Origin of the sequence: Facklamia sp. P13064 (assembly GCF_050409425.1) — a bacterium.
In the GTDB taxonomy this organism is placed as follows: Bacteria; Bacillota; Bacilli; order Lactobacillales; family Aerococcaceae; genus Facklamia.
In genome coordinates this window covers 1-21,254 of sequence record NZ_JBNUPM010000016.1, presented here as the reverse complement: position 1 = coordinate 21,254, position 21,254 = coordinate 1, and the positions used below count along the sequence as shown (strand labels likewise).

The following is a 21,254-nucleotide window of genomic DNA, read 5'->3' as shown; positions in this document are numbered from 1 at the left end:
ACCGTTTTACACTATAATGTATGCAAGATACAAATGGGCAAAATTTGGAAAGGGTGCGAACTATGATAAAAATTTCACCAGCAGAAATCGATCGCCAAATGGATTGGATTTCGAGTATTTCTGATAAAGAAGGAAAAGGTACTACAAGACTTTTATATAGCAAATCATGGATTGAAGCTCAGAATGCCTTGAAAGAACTTTTTGAAAAAGAGGGGATGAAGGTAGAGTTCGACGAAGTAGGGAATATGTTTGCAACAGTTGAAGGTAGTGAAGAGCCAGAATCAATCATCGCCTCAGGATCGCATATTGATACAGTTGTTGATGGTGGTCGTCTAGATGGCCAATTGGGTATTATGTCTGCCTACTTAGCGATTAAGGGGTTGGTTGAAGAATACGGCCAACCAAAGAAATCTTTGCGAATTGTTTCGATGGCAGAAGAGGAAGGCTCTCGTTTTCCATATGCCTTTTGGGGATCTAAAAATATTTTTGGTTTAGCGAAAAAAGAAGATGTTGAAACCATTAAGGACAATGACGGTGTTCCTTTTGAGACAGCTATGAAGGAAGCAGGCTTTAATTACCTTGTAGATTCTCCACGCTTTAATCACTTTGATGCTTTTGTAGAATTACATATTGAACAAGGAAACTTCTTGGAAAATGCAGGCAAAAAAGTTGGGGTTGTTAATGCCATAGTGGGGCAAAAACGCTACACCATTAAATTAAAGGGTGAAGCTAATCATGCCGGAACGACCTTAATGAGATATCGTAAAGATGTCATCGACTGTTACGCTAGAATTGTTTCTGAAGTCATTGATAAAGCAAATGAAATTGGCGATCCTTTAGTCGTAACCTTTGGCCACGTAGAAGTAAAGCCTAATGTGGTGAATGTTGTTCCTGGAGAAATGGAATTTTCAATTGATACTAGACACACTAACCAGGAAGCTCTCGATGAGTTTGCTGTATTTATTGAAACAACTATTGAGAAACATTGTCATGAAAAAGCGATTGAAGTAGAAATGAATTTATGGATGAATGAGCCACCAGTGCCAATGGATCCTGAGATTGTTAAAGTTTTAGAAAAAGTTTGTCAGGATAACCAATTAAATTATCAAATCATGCATTCAGGAGCGGGGCATGATTCACAGATATTTGCTCCACAAGTTCCAACAGCTATGATCTTCGTTCCTTCCATCAAAGGAATTAGTCATAATCCGGAAGAACATACCGAGGCGGTGGATATTGTTGAAGGGATACAAGCTTTAGCAGAGGCCTTAAAAGAATTGGCCTATTAAAATAATTTGGAGGACTTTTAATAATGGAACATAATGATGTCTTAGTAAGACAAGAACAAATTGATTTGTTTAAATCAAGGGGATATACCAATGATGACATATTGCCTAATAAGCCAGAACAACGTAGTATGTCAACACTTAACTTCTTTACTCTGTGGATGGGATCGGTCCATAATATTCCTAATTATCTAACTGTTGGTGGCTTTCTAGCTTTAGGGGTGGCACCTATTCACGTGTTCTTAGCTATCATTTTGGCGGGACTAGCAGTAGCGGGACTAATGACAGTTAACGGTAAAGCAGGGTCTATGTATGGCATTCCATTTGCCATTCATTTACGTTCTGTTTATGGTAGTGCAGGATCTAAATTGCCTGGCTTTCTAAGGGGAGTTGTGGCAGCTATTGCTTGGTTTGGGGTCCAAAACTATGCAGGTTCGAAAGCTTTGTTGATCTTAGTAAGTAGAATTTGGCCAGCTTTCTTGAATGTTGGTGAAGGCATTAATATTTTAGGCCTTTCTGTACCGGCCTTTTTATCATTTGTAGTCTTCTTCTTGATCAATGTAATGATTGGCTTAGGGGGAGGCCGCGTATTAAACAAGTTTACAGCTATACTAAATCCACTTATTTATGTTGTGTTCGGAGGAATGGTTGTTTGGGGATTGAGTGTAGCGGGCGGGTTTGGACCAATTTTCGACCATGTAACAGCTGTTAATCAATCGGTTGCAACCCCTCTAGCCTATTTGATTATTATTGCATCTACCTTATCTGTTTGGGCAGCTCCAGGAGTAAGTGTTTCTGACTTTACTCAAAACGCAACTTCCACCAAGTCTCAAACAATAGGACAAATCTTATCGTTGTTAGTTGGGTATGTCATTTTTGCTTTTGCAAGTATCACTGTTTTAAATGGTGCGGCCATTACTGGTGTTTCACATCAAGGAGATGTCTTACAAATTATTAATCAATGGGACTCTATGCCGGCTATTTTCTTGGCTTCTTTTGTCTTATTGATGACAACCGTTTCAACTAATGCGACTGGTAATATTATTCCAGCAGCCTTCCAGTTAACAGCTCTTTTTCCACAAAAAATTAATTATCGTAAAGGTGTTATCATCGCAAGTATTATCAGTTTTATCATAATGCCTTGGAAATTCATGGAGTCAGGGAGTGTAATTCTAGTTTTCCTTAACTATATTGGAAGCTTGTTAGGCCCTGTAGCCGGTGTTATGATTGCTCACTTCTACTTTGTGGACAAACAAAAGATCGACTTGGATTTACTATACTATTCACCAGAGCAAGCAGCGGATAACCCTTATTCTGGTGTCAATAAGAAAGCTTATATCGCAACCATTTGTGGGTTTGTTGTTTCAATTGTCGGACAATTTATCCCAGCCCTAGAGTTTCTGTCCCAAATCTCTTGGATTGATGGTTTTGTAGTGGGATTACTTGTTTACTTTGTATTAAATCGTGCAGAATAATTAAATTTAATTATTTTGGACGCTTAATAAAAATTTATTAGGAGGTTATTTTATGTCATATGATTTAGTCATCAAGAATGGTCAAGTCATTTTAGAAAGCGGCGCAGTTGTGACCGATTTGGCAGTCAAAGACGGAAAGATTGCTGCAATTGGTGAAAATTTATCGGCTGAGCAAGAGGTTGACGCTAAAGGATTAATTGTTAGTCCGGGAATGTTTGATTGTCACGTTCATATTACTGAAAATGGTGGTGGGTATCGTGATGAGTGGGAAGGTTATGTTACAGGAACTTCTGCTTGTGCTAAGGGAGGAGTAACTTCTTTCTTAGAAATGCCATTGAACCAAGTACCAGCAACAACTGATGAAGCGAGTATTAAGGACAAATACCAATCTGGTCAAGGTAAATTAAAAGTGGATGTTTTCTCATTTGGAGGACTCGTTCCTTATAATGTTGAAACAGGTGGTATTCAAGAATTATATGAGAACGGTGTAACGGCCTATAAATGTTTTATGGCAACTTGTGGCGACCGTTCAATTGATGGAGACTTCCAAAATGTGGATGACTATTCACTCTACGAAGGGATGAAACAAATTGCGAAGACAGGAAAAGTTCTAGCTATCCATGCTGAAAATGCAGCGATTACTGATCGCCTAGGTGAAAAAGCAAAAGCGGAAGGCAAATCAAAATTGTCAGAGTATGTGGCGACTCGTCCAGTCTTTACAGAGGTGGAACCTATTCAACGAGCAATTCTTTTTGCTAAAGAAACAGGCTGTCGTATTCATATCTGTCACGTGGCTTGCCCAGAAGGTGTGGAAGCAGTTATTAAAGGGCAACAAGAAGGTGTCGATGTCACTTGTGAGACTTGTTTACATTATTTATACTTTACAACAGACCAATTAGATGCTATTGGAAATGTGGCTAAATGTTCACCACCAATCCGTGATAAAGAAGCTCAAGATGGTTTATGGGATTATGTCTTTTCAGGGGATATTATTTCATCAATCTCTGATCATTCCCCATGTACCCCAGACTTGAAAGATAAAGAAAATGCATTTGATGCTTGGGGCGGTATCTCAGGCGTACAAAATGATGTCGATGTGTTCTTTGATGAAGCAGTTAATAAGCGTGGTATGTCTCTTGAGCAATTTGCACAAGTGATTGCGACACAACCAGCCCGTCGTTTTGGTATTGATGATACAAAAGGAAGCTTATCAGTAGGCAAAGATGCAGATATCGTTTTAATTGATCCTAATAAATCTTACGTCTTAACTGCTGAAGATTTAGAATATCGCAATAAGATCAGTCCTTATATTGGTAGCGAAATTGGTGCAACTGTTATGGCTACTTATGTAAGAGGACATGAGGTTTATAGCATAGATAAGGGAGTAACAGAGGAGTTTGTTGGAGAATTTAAATAATTAAATATAGACTAATTTGTTTTCAGAAGAAGCAAATAGTCCCTAAGAATAGATTGGATCTAATTCTTAGGGGTTTTTTAATACCAACAGAAGACTTTTTAATTAGAAGAGCAAAGTGATGATTGGTATGGTAACGACTGAGAGCAGAGAAGTCATAAAGACCATCTGACTAGCAAACTCAGGATGATTGTCGTAATTTTGAGCAAACATAGCTACATAAGATGCTGTCGGCATAGCTAACATGATAGTCGGAATAATTAACTCATAGTTTGAGAAATTAAAAGCTTTTAAAGTAAAGAGAATTAATAGAGGTATAAAAACGAGTTTGAGTAAAGCTTGAATATATAAGAATTTATTAGCGAATATCTTAGAAATATCACTGCGCGATAGAATTAAACCAACAACAATCATGGCTAGCGGTGAAGTTGCCGGGCTTAAAATATTCAAAACTTTATCCAAGGGTTGAGGAACTCGCCAACTAAAAAGAAAGAAGATTAAACCAACGACTATCGATAAGATGCCGGGACTTAGAACAATTTTTTTCCAATTAAATTCTACCTTACCTGAACCGTTTCTTCCCATTAAATAAATACCAATTGACCATGAGACAGTTTCAAATAAAAACCCGGCGCCGATAACAGCATAGAATAGAGCTTCTTCTCCTAAGAGATTACTAACAATAGGGTAACCCATAAAAGAGGTATTAGATAAAAGAAGGGCCACTCTAAAAACATCCTGCTCGGAAATACTTAACTTAGTTTGTTTAGCAACTAACCATCCTAATAACAACATACCAGCATAACAAACGGCTACAATTATTAGAATTGTAAAAGCTCTTTGCACACGTTCAATATTAAAATCTAATTGCATGGCATTAAAGATGGTTGCCGGCATGGTGATATACAAAACAAGGTTGGTAATATCTTTTTGACCTTGAGCACTGATTACTTTCCACCTACCAGCAAAAAAGCCAATAATAATAAGAATGAATAAGACGAGCACACTTTGAAGCGTGGACATAAAATCTAACTGCATAAAAACATCCTTTCAATTTTTATTTAATTTGATAACGAATCAAGCCACTCTATGACTTGCAGATAAACCTCTCTCCCTTTTGTTAAATTTGTTCGATCGAAATCATGATCTGCAGAAGCAACCTCAATCAAATAACTTTGATTAGCGAATTTGTTTAGTTGTTTTGATTGTTGAATGGGAACATCAGGGTCTTTATCAGCATGGACAAGAAGTAAAGGAGGTAGTAGGTTAATTTGCTCTTTAGTGAGTGAAAAACTGTTTGGATCATCCGTTAGAAATTCAATCCAATTTCCAACTTGTCTACAATAGAGGTAGATTAAATAACGCTCATTTTCGTTTCCCTGACTGATAGGTTTGTTTTGAATGAAAGTCTCGATTAATTCTTTGGACACTTTCGCAAATTTATTATGGTAAGGATTAGGATAGATAAAGTTTGCATCATTTAACTTGTAATAGCCATAAAAGCTGATGATAGTTTTCAACCATTTAGAAGACCTTCTTGTAGCTAGTTGTAGGGCAAGATAAGCTCCGGCTGACCGGCCAAATAGATTGTACGAAGGATCTATTTGGCCTGCTAATTGATAACCTGCATTTTGATACCATTCAAGAGTTTTGCTTAAAAGATTAATGATTTGCTCTAAATTACTTTCAGGAGCTAATAAGTAGTCAAGAGCTAGTATCGAATATCCTTTACTGTTAAGTAATTCGATATATTCGCCCGGCAAGTCTTCGCGTTGACCAAAAATCAGTCCACCACCGTGAAGATAAATCAACATCTGGCTTTGTGGCAGTGAAGATCTATATAGTGTAGCTGAAATTTTATAGTGAGGAGTTTGAAAAACATCAATTATTTGTCGAATTTAAATCACCTTCTTCTAAATAGGGAGATGGAGCCCATTCTTGTAAGGTTATTTTAACATTCTTTTTAACGCATCCACTACAAATTTAAAATGAAAGAAACCTTATTTTTGTTCGAAATGAACAAAAGAAGGCGTTTTATTTGTAAACTGAGCAATCGAATTATATGAAGGAAAACGATATAATAGTAGACAAAGGGAGGGGTTTTCTTGTTATTCACAAAAATTCAAAAAGGTAATTATCAAGACTCTATTAACTTGATGCTTTTATCAGCAGAAATTAATAAAGTTGATGGTGTTACTCAAGCACAGGTTATGATGGCGACGGATGCAAATAAGGATATCTTTAAAGGGGCCGGTTTATCTACTCCTGAATTAGAATCTGCTGGTGCTAATGATTTGGCAATTGTAGTTGAAACAGAAGATCAAGCAGTTTTTGACAAAGTTTTAGAAGAAATCGATCATTTTCTGGCAGACCTAACGGTTAAGAAAGAATCTGATAATAAGGTAGATGTTGATAACTGGGAGGAAGCAATGGAAGCTTTACCAGATGCTAATTTAGCCTTAGTATCTATTCCAGGAGAGTATGCAGCCTATGAGATAGAAAAGGCGCTTGATAATAATTTACATGTTTTCTCATTCTCAGATAACGTTTCAATGGAAGATGAAGTGAGACTAAAAGAGAAGGCGCATGAAAAAGGACTCTTATTCATGGGGCCTGATTGTGGGACAGGAATCATTTCGAGTATTCCAATGGCCTTTACCAATGTTGTGAAACCAGGAAATATTGGTGTGGTTGGAGCTTCAGGGACAGGCATTCAAGAAGTCACAACCATTATTGACCGTTTAGGTGGCGGAGTAGTTCACGCTATTGGCACTGGTGGTAGAGACTTGAAGGAAGCAGTTGGCGCACGTACCATGATTGACGCCATTATCGCTTTAGAAAAGCACCCATTGACAGATGTCATCTGTGTTATTTCTAAACCACCTGCAAAAGAAGTAAGGGATCAAGTTGTTAAAGTATTACAATCCCTATCCAAGCCTGTAGTAGCCATTTTCTTAGGTGAAAAACCAACCGAACATATTGGTAATGTAGCTTTAGCTTATACATTAGAAGAAGCAGCTAGAATAGCAATAGACTTATCTAATGGTGAAGAAGTCAAAGCTAAATATGTGGACGGGTTAGATAACCAAATCCAATCTCAATTAAAAGATAAAACAGTAAAAGGTCTCTACTCAGGTGGAACATTAGCAAATGAAGCAGCTATGCTAATTGCAGATGCTTTAGAACTAGGAGATATTCAAAACGAAGAAGGTTACATCTTAAATACGCACGGTTTCCAAGTGATGGACTTAGGAGACGATGTTTATACACAAGGTAAACCACATCCAATGATTGACCCAAGTATTCGAATTGAAAAGTTAGAAGAAGCTTTTGCAGATGAAAAGACAGGTGTTATTTTATTAGATGTTGTCTTAGGATATGGTTCACACCCAGATATGGCTAATGCTCTGATTCCTACTATTCAAGAAAATCTCTCAAAATTGGCTGATAGTGAACGTGAAGTTTATGTTGTTGCGACTGTAACGGGAACACCAAATGATCCTCAAGATTACGATAAGGCTGTAGCCAACTTAAAAGAAGCGGGCGTTTATGTTGAAACAACTAACGCAAAAGCGATTCGTTTAGCTTTAGAATTGATGGGCGTTCACTATCAATTTGCTGCTAAAGAACATGTGGCTTATACAGGCGAAAAGATCGAATTACCTAGTCCAAGTGAACACGTTCAAGAATTAGTGATGACTTCTCCACGTGTTATAAATATTGGTATCGAAAGTTTTGTGGATCCAATTATTAAGTTTGGAGGCAAAGCTATTCAATACAACTGGCGACCAAAAGCAGGTGGCAATAAGAAATTAATCAAGATCTTAAATGAACTAGAAAAACATGCAGAGGCTATTGATGAAGCCAACCAGAAAGTAATTGGTCGTATGCGAGATTCGCAACCTTACTTAATCGATGTGAAATATGCTAAAGAGGTTATCCCAGAATTAAATACGGATAAAAAAGTTGTTTTACATGCTGGACCACCAGTGAAATTTGAAAACATGACGGGTCCAATGCAAGGTTCAGTTATTGGAGCGATGCTATTTGAAGGCTGGGCTTCCAATCATGAAGAAGCACAACAACAAATTGATGCTGGAGAAATCACCTTCATGCCTTGTCACCATGTGGGCGCAGTAGGCCCTATGGGCGGAATTACTACTGCTAATTTCCCTGTCTTTATCGTTGAAAATAAAGCAGACGGTACCACTGGTTACTGTATTATGAACGAAGGGATCGGAACGGTATTACGTTTCGGAGCCAACAATGAGGAAGTTATTACTCGTCTTGAATGGATGCGTGATGTATTAGGGCCTGTATTAGGACAAGCGTTACGTCAAATTGAAGGTGGTATTAATGTCAATGTTATGATTGCTAAAGCCATTACCATGGGTGATGAATTCCACCAAAGAAATATTGCGGCTTCCCTCGTATTCTTAAAAGAAATTGCTCCAATCATTACATCCTTAGATATTGATGCTAAACAAAAGCAGGAAGTGATTCAATTCTTAGCGGATACCGACCAGTTCTTCCTCAATATTGCGATGGCTACTGGCAAAGCGATTGTTGACTACGCACGTAAGATTCAAGAAGGCTGTATTGTTACCACTATGGCACGTAATGGTGAAAACTTTGGTGTTCGTATTGCAGCCATGGGTGACCAATGGTTTACTGCACCTGTTAATACGCCGAAGGGTCTATATTTCACTGGTTATAGTGAAGAAGACGGTAGTAAGGATATCGGAGACTCTGCAATTACAGAGACTATCGGTTTAGGTGGTTCAGCCATTGTAGCGGCCCCTGGAGTGACACGCTTTATCGGTGCAGGTGGTTTTGAAGACGCAGTTCGCATTTCCAATGAACAAGCAAAAATAGTCAGCGCACAAAACCCTAACTGGTCTATTCCAACTTGGGATTTCCGTGGAGCTAACTTAGGAATCGATATTCGTAAAGTTGTTGAAACAGGAATTGAACCAATTATTAATACTGGTATTGCACATAAGAAAGCAGGTGTCGGTCAAGTAGGTGCTGGAACGGTTACTGCTCCGATTGCTTGCTTTGAAAAAGCTTTAGTAGCTTTTGCGGAATCATTAGGAATTAAGGTGGATGAATAAGCTAGTAGCGGATAAAACAGCCCTATTGATCTCGACTTATCTTTTCCCCTTAGAAGATCAAATATATTGGGTCGACTCTGTCTTTGAACATGGGATTAATTTAGTCACAAGAAAGACAGAGGGTTCACAACAACTGATTTATCTTTCAGCAGTTAATCAAGAAAAGGCTTCTGTAATAGGCGTTCAGTTAGAAAACAAGCAAGTGTTTAATCAGTTGATGCGCTGTCTGAAGCCGGGTGAACAAATTCGACAGCGTAACCATTCATGGATTGTCTATACGCGCCCTTTACCCCTAAAAATTGATCTAGTCGACTATCAAAGATATTCTTGTTGTTTACCCGCTTATTCTTTAAAGCTAACCGTTAAAGATTTAAAACAGCTTATTGATAGCCTGAGAAAAGCCAAAGTTTATCAGCAATCGGCTTTTAATAAGTTAGCTACACTGCAAAATTACTATCAAAACAAATTGCTTGGCGATCTACAAAATGATTTATTGACTGATCCAGCTAAAATGTCAGATTTAGTCCAATTTCTTTTTGGTAAAGGGCTTGGACTAACTCCTTCGGGAGATGACTTTTTACAAGGAATGCTAGTTATGGAACAGAGTCTCTTAAGTCGCCGAGGTCCAATTGCTTCGTTTGAACAAACCTGTGTAATATTATCTAATCTCATCCAGCAAGCGCTGAAAGTAAAAGCAACAACTAAAGTTAGTCAAGCCTATTATCATGCTGCTTTAGCAAGACAAGTCAATCCGATATGGCTGAAATTGATTGAGGCGATAGAGAATCAAGCAACTGATCAGTTAAGTCAATCAATTCGTGCAATCCAATCGTATGGGCACACTTCAGGTAATGATATGCTCTTGGGAGCACAATTTTACTTACAACTAATACTAAAAAACAAACTTTTAAAAGGAGAGGTTTAAATGGGATATAAAAACAATAAAACAGGTTATAGAGATGGTTTATTAGAAAGCCGTGCTGTGGTTGAGAAAGACTTATATGCAATTTTACCGCATGATGGTTTAGTGAATAATCAGATTCCAGGATTTGAAAATGTTTTGATTTCAATTTTAGGCTCACCTGCTCTTGGCGCTAGCTTTAATGATTATATTGCAGAGTTCCAAGAAGGCGGTAAGAACGAACGTGGTTTTGGTGGAGAAGGGCTTGAAACATTTGCTTATGTTATCTCAGGCAAATTAAAAGTAAGTGATGGTAAAGAAGAACACCTATTAACAGATGGTGGCTACGCTTTCTTCCCAGTAGATCAATTAATGTATCTAGAAAATGCTCAAAAAGAGATAACAGAAGTTTTCTTGTACCAACGACGTTATGATGCTATTGAAGGTCATGAAGCGCATAAAGTGGTGGGTAATAAAGCTGATTTACAACCAATTGAGTATGAAGGTATGAAAGACGTCCTCTTATGGAACTTCTTGCCAACAGATGATTATGGCTTTGATATGAATATTCATATTCTTGAATTCCAACCAGGAGCTAGTCATGGATATATCGAAACCCACTATCAAGAACATGGTGCTTATCTACTTTCTGGTCAAGGAATGTATAACCTTGATAATAAGTGGTTCCCGGTCGAAAAAGGTGACTACATCTTTATGGGAAGATATTCTTTACAATGCGCTTATGCTGTTGGACGTGACGAACCTTTATCTTATGTTTATTCTAAAGATGCTAACCGCAACCCTAAACTATAGGAGGATAAAATGACAGATAAAAATGAAACAGTAAAAATTCAAGCCAGTCGTCTACAAGACTTAATAAAAAAGAAGTTAATGGCAGCAGGACTACCAGAAGATTCGGCTTTAGAAACGGCTAAACACTTAACTTATGCTGATTTATCTGATATTCATTCTCACGGAGCTGTTCGTGTTGCATATTATGCTGAACGCATTGCCAAGGGGGGCGTGACCAAAGAACCGAAGATTACTTATACAAAAACAGGTCCTGCGACAGCTACTTTTGATGGTGACAATGGTCAAGGACATTATATTGCTAATCTTGCTTTAGAAAAAGTCATCGAATTAGTAAAAGAAAATGGAATTGCCATGGTAGGAGTCACCCATGTTAGTCATACAGGTATGTTAGCTTACTATGTTGAGAAGTTGGCAGAAGCTGGTTATGTTAGCCTGTCGATGACACAATCTGATCCTATGGTAGTGCCTTTTGGAGGGTCTGAAAATTATTTTGGAACCAATCCGATTGCTTTTGGTGCACCTCGCAAGGAGGGTCGTCCAATCTTCTTTGATATGGCAACCACTGTTCAAGCTTGGGGCAAAGTCTTGGATGCGCGTTCAAAGGGCGAGTCAATTCCGGATACCTGGGCAGTTGATGCTGAAGGTAATTCGACCACCGATCCACATAAAGTAGCAGGTCTTTTACCAATTGCGGGTCCCAAGGGATATGGTTTAATGATGATTGTTGATATTCTTTCGGGTATGCTCTTTGGCTTACCTTTTGGTAAGAGTGTCTCTTCAATGTATAATGATTTAGACAAGGGCAGAGACTTAGGACACGTTTATATCGCGGTCGACCCAGCACGCTTTACTAGCTTGGATCAATTTACTTCCAATATTGAACAGATGGTAGAGGAGTTGCATGCTATCAAACCAGCTGATGGCTTCGATCAGGTCTACTATCCTGGAGAATTAGCGGTTTTAAGCACAGAACGTAATCTTGAAAAAGGGATTGATATTCCAAAACATATTATCGATTACCTTGAGTCAGATACTGTTCATTTTAATCAGTATGGTAATAAAGGTGCTTTTGCTGAATAAACCACATAAGCTTAGAAAAAACAAGATAATTAATAAATTTAAAAATAGTCTAACAATCTATCAATTGCTAGACTATTTTTTATATTGAAGAAAGTGATAAGCGTCAAGTCTTTTAAAAAAGGAAGATGAAAATCAGTTATAAAATTGCTCAAGCAAGAAATTGTTATTTTGGTTAGTCTCAGTCTAAGTTGTTTTATATCCTATAAAAGATGGCTTGTAAAAGTAGGAAGGAATTAAATCTCTTGGTATAATGAGTTTACTAAGGAGATGGTTTGTGTGGTATCCGTAGAAAAATTATTAACAATCGACTACCTCTCGGAGATTAAATTATTAACAGATAGAAAAACAATTGAACACCAAGAAGTTAGTAACGTCGAAATAACTGAAACACCCGATGTTGAGTTTTATATCAGTCCGGAGACGTTAATTCTTACAACCGGAATGATTTTTAAAGATGATCAGTTGCAGATGATTCCCTTTATCGATTCATTAATTCGTGCTAAAGGAGTAGGTTTAGCCATTAAATCAGGACGTTTTCTTAATGGAGAACTCCATCCCAAAGTGATTGATTATGCCAATCAGCGCAACTTTCCTATCATTAATATACCTGATAAATATCCACTCGGACGCTTACTCCATCAAATTTCAAATTATATCTGGAATCAACGAAAAGAAGAAATTGAGTTTGCGCTAAGTATTCAAAAGCAATTCTCAGACCTTTTACTTAACAATACTTCCATTGATAAAGTAATCAATGAATTCAGTAAAATCATTAAATGTCCGATTATTCTCTTGAGCCCAATAAAAAAAGTGGTGAGTTATTCGCATCATTTCACTAAAAAACCACTTCTTATCCAATCGTTGCAGGAGCAGTTTCAAAAGCGATTTAAACAAAAACAAGTCCCTAATGATTATTTTAAAATGAAAGATGAAAATGACCAGACACTTCTAATCTCTGCCAGCAGTGTCTTTGTATTTAAATACTTTCCCCATTACTTGCTCATACTAAACCCAGAGAATATGACCTACCCCATATCTGCCTTTACGATTGATCAAGCCAAATTAGTTCTTTCCTATATTCTTTATAAAACGGAAAAAGTTTTTTCCAGCTATTTACACACTTCCTCTAGTTTTATGTTAGAGACTATGGGAGGAGATACCTTAAATAAAGGGATTCTTTATAAAACGATTGAAGAAATTAAATATGTTGACTCCAACTATTACTTGGCTGTTGAAGTAAATGTTTCAAGTGCACTGGAACCTAAATTAAAAACAGTTAAACTCTATGAAAAATATGCGTTAATTTTAGATTTTCTAAAAATTTATGGTCAAGAATATTTTAAGGATATGTTTTTATTTCAAACAGACGCTAATGCCCATCTCTATCTAATCTTACAAAATCATGTCGGTAATCTGGATGAGAAATTAATGCAGTGTCATGATGATTTGTTAAAACTGGTTAATATTGACATGATTTTTAGCGTCGGCGAATCAGTCAGTTCAATTGATCAAGTATCCAGGTCGATTGACCAAGCGTCCTTAGCATTTAAAGCTCGATTGACAGATTATAATAAAGAGACTATTAGCTATTATAACAATTCGGGAGTTCAACATCTTTTTCACGATATCGACAGTAAAGATATTAATTATTTTTGCGAATCAGTACTAAAAGAGTTAGCTTATCCTCAAACAAATAATTTAAAAGAATTACGTGAAACCCTTAAGGTATATTTAGATAATCAGTGTGAGACAACGTTAACTGCCAATATACTATTTGTTCATCGAAATACCGTCAAATATCGTATTGAGAAATGTCAAGAATTATTAGGAGTTGATGTTACCGACCCAAGAGCGTCCTTAAACATTAGAATAGCCTTAATGCTTAGCGTCTAGCTTATCAGTCATATGCAGATCAGTTTGAGCAAACTCTTATGGCTCATCGCTGGAGTTAAGAGAGTTTGCTATTTTATTGCAAAGGACTTTAATAAAGATAAAAAATGCTAAAAGTTAAAACCTCTTGAAAAAACGAACATACGTTCTATAATGTTGAAGAGGTGATTCGATGTTGAAGGAAGAACAAGCGCTGGAAATTAATTTTTTTGATTTGGCCTATCGACAATTAGAAGAAGATTATATGAGATATTCAGCTGTAGGTTTGCCTCTTTATTGTGTAATCGACAGCATTATTAAGATGATGCAAAGAGATGAGATAACATTTTTTATCTTACCTCGAGCAAAAAGTTTAGACGGCAAAAATCATTGTTTTTATTTTCGTGTAGTTGATAAGTTCTATGAATATCGTGGCTGTGATTTGTTTTAAAATTTATTTAATGGACAAACATGCAGAACATATTATTAATAAGTAAAGATGTTATAATCAAAGTGGAAACGTTTTTTTGAATTGAATTGAATTGAGTTGAGGGGTACCTAAAGGTCGTTAGTTTAAAATGTAAAAAGGAATGATAAATATGTTAGAACAAACAAAGAGTCAAGCTGTTAATAGAACAAATTTTTGGATAATAGCTGATTTCATCTCTTTTTTTCTTACCATATTTGTCAATTATTTGGGGGGATCAGGTTTAATTAATGATATGAGCCAGCAAGAAGTATCTGCTAAATATACAACACTGATTACTCCCGCTGGTTTTGCTTTTAGTATATGGGGTGTGATTTACACCTTAGTGTTAATCACGCTGACTTATTTAGCCTTTAAGCGTGATGATAAAAAAATTATGCATACTATTTCACTGATTTCTCCTTTATTTATCGTTTCCTGTCTTTTTAATATGGGTTGGATCTTTAGTTTTTCATACGAATTGATAGGTCTTTCTGTTGTGATGATTTTTATATTACTCTTAGCATTAATGAAACTGATTGAAAAAATTAATTATAATAGTAAAAACATTTCTTATAATTTACCAGCTTACGCTTTTACACTCTATGCTGCTTGGGTTTTAATCGCAACTTTTTTAAACATCTCTATTTTCTTAGTCAAAATAGGCTGGGATGGCTTTGGTATCTCAGATTCAGTGTGGTCATTGGTGGTTATTATTATTGCCATTGTTTTCGTTGTAGGCTATGTCTTTATGTATAAGAATGCTTTCTTTCCTATCTCAATAGCTTGGGCTTTCTATGGCATTTATAGTAATTATGAAGAAGGTGTACATAGTCCGGAATTAGTAACAAGTATTAAAGCTGTCTTATTAGCTGGTTTAGCTATCTTAGTAGTATCGTCTATCTATCGGTTTGTTAGGAATAAAAATAGCATCTTCCCAAAGGATCTAAACAGCCAAAATCAATGAGTAGAAAGGGAACAAATATGGTGGGTCAAAATTTCAAAAAAAGAAAGTCAATCTCTTTGGAGAAGAAATAAGTATTTAGTTCTTTCTAAATTACAAAATATTTACTTAGAGATTAAAGAGCACCTTAAAAATGATCATGTTGACCTCGAATATGTTCGTGGAAAAAAGATATTGCCGAAAAATGCCAGAAAACCAAAAGCAAAGCGTAAATGCCTTGCTTCATGGATGGGCTTATTTTAAAAAACAAGCCAATCAGCAGGAAAAAGATGATTTTTAAGCAGCTTAGAGGTCTATCCACAAGGAAAAATCGAACCAAAAGATGTCATTAAATATATCAACCATTTACTTGAGCGATACACCAATTCTTATTTGCAGGCATCGACTTTACTAAAATAAAAGCGAATTTAAATAAATTTCCAATTAGAGTCTTCTACTCATTTAATTTAAGTTTTTAACTAGGATTGAATGGTGAAAGGCTCTTTTTATTAGAAAAAACCTTCCAAAAGGAAGGTCAAAATTAATTAGAGTTAATTTGAAGGTTGATATCTACCAAATGCGATAAGCTATAGCAAAATCCATTTGGCCAATAGCTTTATCCCAACGACAAGTCATAAAGGCAGCCATGTCATCGCCATTTCCGTAATAGGCAAGGAAGGGAATTGAATCTTCATTATAGAAATAGTTATATTGGAAGTCAGTTTGAATGGGAATGATTGCTGTGATTTCATAGCCTTTGGATATTCCGTCCTTATCTGTAACAATAAATTCATTACCCGGTTCAAAATAATTGTTGCTAGCAAAGGGAGCAAAAGCTCCTGTATTAATATGGTCATAATAATGGCCAAAAAAGGTACGGATACCATTCATTCCAACTTGAGGAACACCATCTATCCCTAATACATCATTCACTTGGTCAAAGTCATCTTTACTGCCTGTATTATCTTCTAAAGGAATATATTCGACGACGATCCCATTTGATTCGATGGTATTGGGGTTTTTTCCTAAAACTTTTCCCTCGGTATGCATAACGTCTAAATAGTTTTTTGGAATGATGGCTTCTTGATTTTGATAGTCTTTGTTCTTCTTATCATACTTTGTGACTTTTGAATTGCCATCCTTGATTAATTGTTCGGTCATCGCCCCTGCTTTAGCAGTTTCTTTTTTTTCTAGTTTCAAACTGGATTGAATTTTTGCAGGAATTCTCTCTTTTTCTTTATTTTCAGCACTGGCCTCAAGGGTTACTGTCATAATTCCTAATGTTAAACAGAGGACTTTAATAAAAAATTTATTCTTCATAGTGACCACCTCTCAAATGATTTGTTATTTATAATATGCTATACAAGTTATCAAATAGCAACAACTTTCACTTTAATGTAATATAGAAGAAAGACTGATATATAAATCTATAACATTAAATCAGATTATTCAGCTTAAAATTATCAAGCAATAAATTTAATTCTTAGCTAAAAAGGGTGTGTAAGATGAATATTCATTATCAAAGTAAACAAAATCTATCTAATAACGACATACAAGCAGCAAAAGATCTTTTAACACACAAACATCAAGTGGATCGAACCTTTTCTGATCCGTATCTATTTAATCGATACAATTTTGATCGATCAATGCCTAGTTTTTTTACGGCCTATAAAGATCGGAAAATGATAGGTTTATTAGCAGTTTATGCCGATGATGCTGAAGCGGAACTTTCAATAATTGTCGATCCAAACTATCGACGCAAGGGCATAGCATCTAAACTTTACGAAAACTTTCAATCAGAAACTGCTTCTTATGGAATTAAATCTCTTACTTTTAAAACGGAACGCATATTTATAGATGAAAATCCAAAATTTTTAGTCTCTTTAAACTTATTGTTAACAGATGAGGAAGTATTAATGGCTTATGGGACAAGTCCTTACTCAGTTGAAGAACGTTTTGATATTAAAGTTCTGATTGCTTCTGAGGAACATGTAGAGGAAATTGCTCGCTTTCAATCCGAAAGCTTTGAGGATGATTATGAGCTGAGCCTACGATATGCTAGAGAAACAGTAGCAAACCAAGAAAGCCCCATCTATGTAGCCCTATGCCAAGGGAATGTAGTTGCATCCATTTCTGCTGACCAAAGCTCAGATGTCAATTATTTATTTGGTGTTGCAGTGGACCCAAATTTTCAAGGGCAGGGAATTGCCACTTACCTAATGAAGCAAACAATTAATGATTTGATTCAATCAAATCATAAGCCTTTCCACTTAACAGTTGAAGCAGATAACCAAACTGCATTTAATCTTTATAAAAAGTTAGGGTTTAAGGAAATCACTCGTATTGTCCACTTAGAACTTAAAAAATAGAACATTTAGTACAGCCACTTGACTTTCTAGCTCTTAATTTATGAAAGCATCATTTACTTTCAAATAAAGTTTGACAGATCAATAATTTTGGACTATACTAGGTGAGTAGTAAAGAAATAAGTTAATTAAGTCATTTCCATTCAACAAATGTAAATCTTCTTTTTAATTATTTAGTTATTGCAATACAAAGTGCTTAAGACGCACACAGGAGGATTTATATATGAATACAGGTACAGTGAAATGGTTTAATGCCGATAAAGGTTTTGGTTTTATCGAAGGACAAGATGGGAAAGATGTTTTCGCACATTTCTCAGCTATTTCTGGAGACGGCTTCAAAACATTAGATGAAGGCCAAGCAGTGTCTTACGATGTTGTTTCAGGCGATCGTGGCGACCAAGCCGCAAACATCGTAAAACTTTAATATAATTTAAACCCACCAGCTTTGCTGGTGGGTTTTTTTGTGTTTTTTATAAAAGGATTGACAAGTGCTATATACTGTTATACACTGTTTACGAAAGGGGCAAAATGCATGCAAATAATTATCGATAATACAAGTATGACTCCTCTTTATGAACAAATTGTAGACCAGATAACTGCAATGATTCTAGCAGGAGAAATACCGACTGCAAGTGCGCTTCCTTCCGTGAGATCCCTTTCTAAGGAATTGAAGATCAGTGCGCTAACGGTCAAAAAAGCTTATGACCAATTGGAGAGAGAAGGGTTTATTGAGACAGTTCATGGTAAGGGCTCCTATGTTTTAGAAGCCAATCAAGAACTTTTACGTAATGAACAGTTGATGCAAGTGGAAGCTATAATGGCTCAAGCAATTGAGAAAGCACAACTTTTTCACTTAAGTAAAGATGAAATGCAGTCCATATTTGATTTATTAATGGGGGATTGGGATGTTAAAAGTTAATCATTTAAAGAAAAATTACGGTTCTTTTCAGCTCGATTGCAGTTTGCAAGTTAAAGAAGGAATGGTAACTGGCTTTTTGGGTAGGAACGGATCTGGCAAGACAACGACGATTAAGGCGATTCTTGGTTTGATCTTTCCTGATCAAGGGGAAGTTGAACTTTTTGGGCGTCTGGTTAATCAGTTATCTGGTCATGACAAGGAGAAGTTGGGGGTCGTTTTGTCGGATTCCAATTTTAGTCGAGTGATGAATTGTAAAGATGTTTTAGCTATCTTAAAGCGTAGCTATCGAAACTTTGATGAGGCCATGTTTAGACATTTTGTAGACCAGCAAGGCTTAACGTGGGATAAAAAGTTTGAAAAATTTTCGACAGGTATGCAGGCAAAACTGAAAGTAATTACGGCCATTTCGCATAAAGCTCAATTTTTAATAATGGATGAGCCGACCTCAGGGTTGGATGTAGTGGCGCGTGAAGAAATATTAGATATTTTGCGTGAATACTTAGACGAGTCTCCGCAAACGAGCATTTTAATTTCTTCCCATATTGCCACAGATTTGGAAGGGATTTGCGATGATTTCTACCTTATCGATCAAGGTAAAATAGTTATGTACGAGGAAATGGATCAACTTTTATCTAGCTATGGTATTTTAAAGCTTCGTCAAGAAGAACTGGATCAGATCGATCAAACGCATATCATTAAGATTGATCAGACAAATTATGGTTATTGCTGCTTAACCAATCAAAGACAGTTTTATTTGGAAAATTATCCACAAGTAATTATCGAAAAAGCTTCGGTGGATGACTTAATTAAATTAATGGTAGGTGGTCGCAAATGAAAGGATTGCTTTATAAAGATTGGCTACTAATTCGTAAGATGGGTCTGCAATTTCTGATACCAGTAGTGGTAGGAATCATTGTGCTTTATAGTGGGGACGATAAATTATTTTTTATGACTTACACCTCGATGGTAGGTCTATTCTCCATTATTTCGACTATTTCTTACGATGAGTATGATAATGGCATGCCCATGCTTTTATCGCTACCGTATACACGGCAAGACTATGTGCGTTCAAAATATTTGTTTGCAGTTATAACCATCGTTACTTTATTGATTTTTGAAGTGGGTTTAATCACCAGTATGGCTACCTTCAAAAATATTGAAGAATTTTCTTTTACTGACAACTTTCTTGAAATATTGAGTACTTTAGTGGTATCTTCTGCTATGTGTTGGATTTTGCTTCCCATTTATTTAAAATATGGTGTTAAAAAAGCAATGATTGCCATGATGGTAGTAGGTGGCTTATTATTTGGAGGAATAATGGGAGTTCTTTATCTTATTAAGGAGTTTAAGTTAATTTCATTGGATCAAATACAGTTCTTGCAAAGTTTCTTAGCAAATGATTGGAATGTTTTCTTTTTATTTATACTAGTGATAGCAGGAATGATGGGCATATCCTATTATATAAGTAACAGAATCATGCAAAAGCGGGAGTATTAAATTATGAAGGCAAATATAGAAATGTCATTGATCAAGATTAAACGTTCACTTAAGTCATTCATATTAAAATTCAGCTTAGAAAATCAATGCCCCTTTTTGATGTTCTCCACGAATAATTAATCAGTGTAAAGCGATGTAAAATTAATAAAAGGAGGTGGTGGCTTATAAAAGGTTTGCTATATAAAGATTGGCTATTAATTCGCAAGACCAAGTTACATATTTTTTTACCAATAATAATGATTTTCATTATCTTGTATATTAAATCTGGTGACCTGGCTTTGATAAGTGTTATTTCAGTTTCAATCTTATCTTTGATACTGTCACCCATGACTTATGATGAGAGGGAAAATGGGATGCCAATGCTTTTGACCCTACCATATACCCGCCAAGATTACGTATATTCAAAATACTTTTCCTTAATCATAGGGTTAATAGGTTTATTAGTTTTTGAAGTTTATTTGACTTCACTCGTCGCTTATTTTCAAAGTCCACAAACTTTCAATTTTATAGACAATCTTTTGACGATACTAATGATTTTGGCTGTTAGCTCAATCCTGGTTTTGATACTGTTACCTATTCAATTAAAATTTGGCTCAGAAGGGACACTATTAATAATCTTTAGCTTTTTAGTCCTTTGTATTGTTGGAGTGGTCCTCTTTTTATTCATTGAAAAGATAATTTCAACAGATTTATACAGGATTTTGAAAAACTTCTTTTCAAATAAATGGAGCCAACTCTTTACTTCCATACTAGTCATGAGTTTTACTTATTTTGCTTCCTTAATTATAAGTATGAAGATTATGAGAAGACGTGACTATTAAATGAACAAGGGAGTAAAATTCGACAATCATTTAAGTGTTTTCAGCTGAAACATTTCATCGAGTAATAATATATAGGATGTTAAAACAGCTATTTAATAATTCGTATCATTTCAATTGGCTTACAGCCGCTTGACTTCCCAGCTAATTATATATGAAAGCATCATTTACGTTTAACAAAAGCATCATTTACTTTCAAATATGTTAGACGATAATACATATGTGACATAAAACAAATAAAAATAGGGAGCTTCTGTTACACTAAAGATATACAAACAACTTAGCGAAAGGAA

Annotated in this window: 19 protein-coding genes and 1 pseudogene; 17 read left to right on the top strand and 3 right to left on the bottom strand. The window is 35.9% G+C overall.

Annotation, left to right across the window (positions count from 1 at the left end; genetic code table 11):
- Positions 1-62 precede the first annotated feature (62 nt).
- The 3 genes from allC to allB are packed head-to-tail and all read left to right on the top strand — an operon-like array spanning position 63 to position 4,178.
- On the top strand, positions 63-1,289 hold the full coding sequence (gene allC / locus ACQV2S_RS07270) for an allantoate deiminase (protein WP_428874230.1): 1,227 nt from the start codon (positions 63-65) through the stop codon (positions 1,287-1,289).
- A 23-nt stretch (positions 1,290-1,312) separates the two neighbouring features.
- The gene (allW, locus tag ACQV2S_RS07265; RefSeq protein ID WP_428874207.1) at positions 1,313-2,761 is read left to right on the top strand and encodes an allantoin permease; all 1,449 of its coding nucleotides are present in this window, start codon (positions 1,313-1,315) and stop codon (positions 2,759-2,761) included.
- Positions 2,762-2,813: 52 nt separating this feature from the next.
- Positions 2,814-4,178 carry an allantoinase AllB gene (allB, locus tag ACQV2S_RS07260; RefSeq protein WP_428874208.1) on the top strand — a complete coding sequence of 455 codons (1,365 nt, stop codon included), beginning with the start codon at positions 2,814-2,816 and terminating at the stop codon, positions 4,176-4,178.
- Between the two features lie 102 nt (positions 4,179-4,280).
- Here the strand turns inward: allB and ACQV2S_RS07255 are convergent, their stop codons facing one another.
- Positions 4,281-5,213 carry an AEC family transporter gene (locus ACQV2S_RS07255; protein ID WP_428885295.1) on the bottom strand — a complete coding sequence of 311 codons (933 nt, stop codon included), beginning with the start codon at positions 5,211-5,213 and terminating at the stop codon, positions 4,281-4,283.
- 23 nt (positions 5,214-5,236) lie between these two features.
- Complete coding sequence (locus tag ACQV2S_RS07250; RefSeq protein ID WP_428885294.1) at positions 5,237-5,989, bottom strand: alpha/beta hydrolase; 753 nt, start codon at positions 5,987-5,989, stop codon at positions 5,237-5,239.
- A 291-nt stretch (positions 5,990-6,280) separates the two neighbouring features.
- Here ACQV2S_RS07250 and fdrA point away from each other — a divergent pair, with 291 nt between their 5' ends.
- From fdrA to ACQV2S_RS07210, 8 genes and pseudogenes are all read left to right on the top strand, one after another.
- The gene (gene fdrA / locus ACQV2S_RS07245) at positions 6,281-9,289 is read left to right on the top strand and encodes an acyl-CoA synthetase FdrA (protein WP_428885293.1); all 3,009 of its coding nucleotides are present in this window, start codon (positions 6,281-6,283) and stop codon (positions 9,287-9,289) included.
- Positions 9,282-10,214, top strand: a complete 933-nt coding sequence (locus ACQV2S_RS07240; RefSeq protein ID WP_428874214.1) for a DUF2877 domain-containing protein — start codon at positions 9,282-9,284, stop codon at positions 10,212-10,214. The genes fdrA and ACQV2S_RS07240 overlap by 8 nt, the downstream gene beginning before the upstream one ends.
- A complete protein-coding gene (allE, locus tag ACQV2S_RS07235; RefSeq protein ID WP_428885291.1) occupies positions 10,215-11,003 on the top strand; it encodes a (S)-ureidoglycine aminohydrolase in 789 nt (262 codons plus the stop codon). It abuts the gene before it with no gap.
- Positions 11,004-11,012: 9 nt separating this feature from the next.
- On the top strand, positions 11,013-12,083 hold the full coding sequence (gene allD, locus ACQV2S_RS07230) for an ureidoglycolate dehydrogenase (RefSeq protein WP_428874216.1): 1,071 nt from the start codon (positions 11,013-11,015) through the stop codon (positions 12,081-12,083).
- Between the two features lie 276 nt (positions 12,084-12,359).
- Positions 12,360-13,976 (top strand): PucR family transcriptional regulator, encoded by a 1,617-nt coding sequence (locus ACQV2S_RS07225; protein WP_428874217.1) that lies wholly within the window; start codon positions 12,360-12,362, stop codon positions 13,974-13,976.
- A 169-nt stretch (positions 13,977-14,145) separates the two neighbouring features.
- Entirely contained in the window at positions 14,146-14,403 is a 258-nt protein-coding gene (locus ACQV2S_RS07220; protein ID WP_428874218.1) for a DUF5960 family protein, read from the top strand.
- 148 nt (positions 14,404-14,551) lie between these two features.
- Positions 14,552-15,385 carry a TspO/MBR family protein gene (locus tag ACQV2S_RS07215; protein WP_428875331.1) on the top strand — a complete coding sequence of 278 codons (834 nt, stop codon included), beginning with the start codon at positions 14,552-14,554 and terminating at the stop codon, positions 15,383-15,385.
- Between the two features lie 130 nt (positions 15,386-15,515).
- Positions 15,516-15,781, top strand: a pseudogene (locus ACQV2S_RS07210) (DUF1722 domain-containing protein).
- A gap of 150 nt (positions 15,782-15,931) precedes the next feature.
- On the opposite strand, the gene ACQV2S_RS07205 reads toward ACQV2S_RS07210, so the two are convergent.
- Positions 15,932-16,681 (bottom strand): hypothetical protein, encoded by a 750-nt coding sequence (locus tag ACQV2S_RS07205; RefSeq protein ID WP_428874220.1) that lies wholly within the window; start codon positions 16,679-16,681, stop codon positions 15,932-15,934.
- Between the two features lie 185 nt (positions 16,682-16,866).
- On the opposite strand from ACQV2S_RS07205, the gene ACQV2S_RS07200 reads away from it, so the two are divergent.
- From ACQV2S_RS07200 to ACQV2S_RS07175, 6 genes are all read left to right on the top strand, one after another.
- Positions 16,867-17,730 (top strand): GNAT family N-acetyltransferase, encoded by an 864-nt coding sequence (locus ACQV2S_RS07200; protein WP_428885290.1) that lies wholly within the window; start codon positions 16,867-16,869, stop codon positions 17,728-17,730.
- Between the two features lie 220 nt (positions 17,731-17,950).
- Positions 17,951-18,151, top strand: coding sequence for a cold-shock protein (locus ACQV2S_RS07195; protein WP_428885289.1), 201 nt, complete (start codon positions 17,951-17,953; stop codon positions 18,149-18,151).
- A 108-nt stretch (positions 18,152-18,259) separates the two neighbouring features.
- A complete protein-coding gene (locus ACQV2S_RS07190) occupies positions 18,260-18,646 on the top strand; it encodes a GntR family transcriptional regulator (RefSeq protein ID WP_428875552.1) in 387 nt (128 codons plus the stop codon).
- The gene (locus ACQV2S_RS07185; protein WP_428885287.1) at positions 18,633-19,481 is read left to right on the top strand and encodes an ABC transporter ATP-binding protein; all 849 of its coding nucleotides are present in this window, start codon (positions 18,633-18,635) and stop codon (positions 19,479-19,481) included. Before ACQV2S_RS07190 ends, ACQV2S_RS07185 begins: the two co-directional genes overlap by 14 nt.
- Entirely contained in the window at positions 19,478-20,143 is a 666-nt protein-coding gene (locus ACQV2S_RS07180) for an ABC-2 transporter permease (RefSeq protein WP_428885286.1), read from the top strand. The genes ACQV2S_RS07185 and ACQV2S_RS07180 overlap by 4 nt, the downstream gene beginning before the upstream one ends.
- Before the next feature lie 173 nt (positions 20,144-20,316).
- Positions 20,317-20,964, top strand: coding sequence for an ABC-2 transporter permease (locus ACQV2S_RS07175; protein WP_428885284.1), 648 nt, complete (start codon positions 20,317-20,319; stop codon positions 20,962-20,964).
- Positions 20,965-21,254 lie beyond the last annotated feature (290 nt).

Coding starts and splice junctions, on each gene's coding strand:
- ACQV2S_RS07200 (WP_428885290.1), top strand. CDS start 16,867: ATGAATATTCATTATCAAAGTAAACAAAATCTATCTAATAACGACATA.
- ACQV2S_RS07215 (WP_428875331.1), top strand. CDS start 14,552: ATGTTAGAACAAACAAAGAGTCAAGCTGTTAATAGAACAAATTTTTGG.
- ACQV2S_RS07240 (WP_428874214.1), top strand. CDS start 9,282: ATGAATAAGCTAGTAGCGGATAAAACAGCCCTATTGATCTCGACTTAT.
- allW (WP_428874207.1), top strand. CDS start 1,313: ATGGAACATAATGATGTCTTAGTAAGACAAGAACAAATTGATTTGTTT.
- ACQV2S_RS07220 (WP_428874218.1), top strand. CDS start 14,146: ATGTTGAAGGAAGAACAAGCGCTGGAAATTAATTTTTTTGATTTGGCC.
- ACQV2S_RS07205 (WP_428874220.1), bottom strand. CDS start 16,681: ATGAAGAATAAATTTTTTATTAAAGTCCTCTGTTTAACATTAGGAATT.
- allC (WP_428874230.1), top strand. CDS start 63: ATGATAAAAATTTCACCAGCAGAAATCGATCGCCAAATGGATTGGATT.
- ACQV2S_RS07185 (WP_428885287.1), top strand. CDS start 18,633: ATGTTAAAAGTTAATCATTTAAAGAAAAATTACGGTTCTTTTCAGCTC.
- ACQV2S_RS07190 (WP_428875552.1), top strand. CDS start 18,260: ATGCAAATAATTATCGATAATACAAGTATGACTCCTCTTTATGAACAA.
- ACQV2S_RS07180 (WP_428885286.1), top strand. CDS start 19,478: ATGAAAGGATTGCTTTATAAAGATTGGCTACTAATTCGTAAGATGGGT.
- allB (WP_428874208.1), top strand. CDS start 2,814: ATGTCATATGATTTAGTCATCAAGAATGGTCAAGTCATTTTAGAAAGC.
- ACQV2S_RS07250 (WP_428885294.1), bottom strand. CDS start 5,989: ATGTTGATTTATCTTCACGGTGGTGGACTGATTTTTGGTCAACGCGAA.
- ACQV2S_RS07195 (WP_428885289.1), top strand. CDS start 17,951: ATGAATACAGGTACAGTGAAATGGTTTAATGCCGATAAAGGTTTTGGT.
- allD (WP_428874216.1), top strand. CDS start 11,013: ATGACAGATAAAAATGAAACAGTAAAAATTCAAGCCAGTCGTCTACAA.
- allE (WP_428885291.1), top strand. CDS start 10,215: ATGGGATATAAAAACAATAAAACAGGTTATAGAGATGGTTTATTAGAA.
- ACQV2S_RS07255 (WP_428885295.1), bottom strand. CDS start 5,213: ATGCAGTTAGATTTTATGTCCACGCTTCAAAGTGTGCTCGTCTTATTC.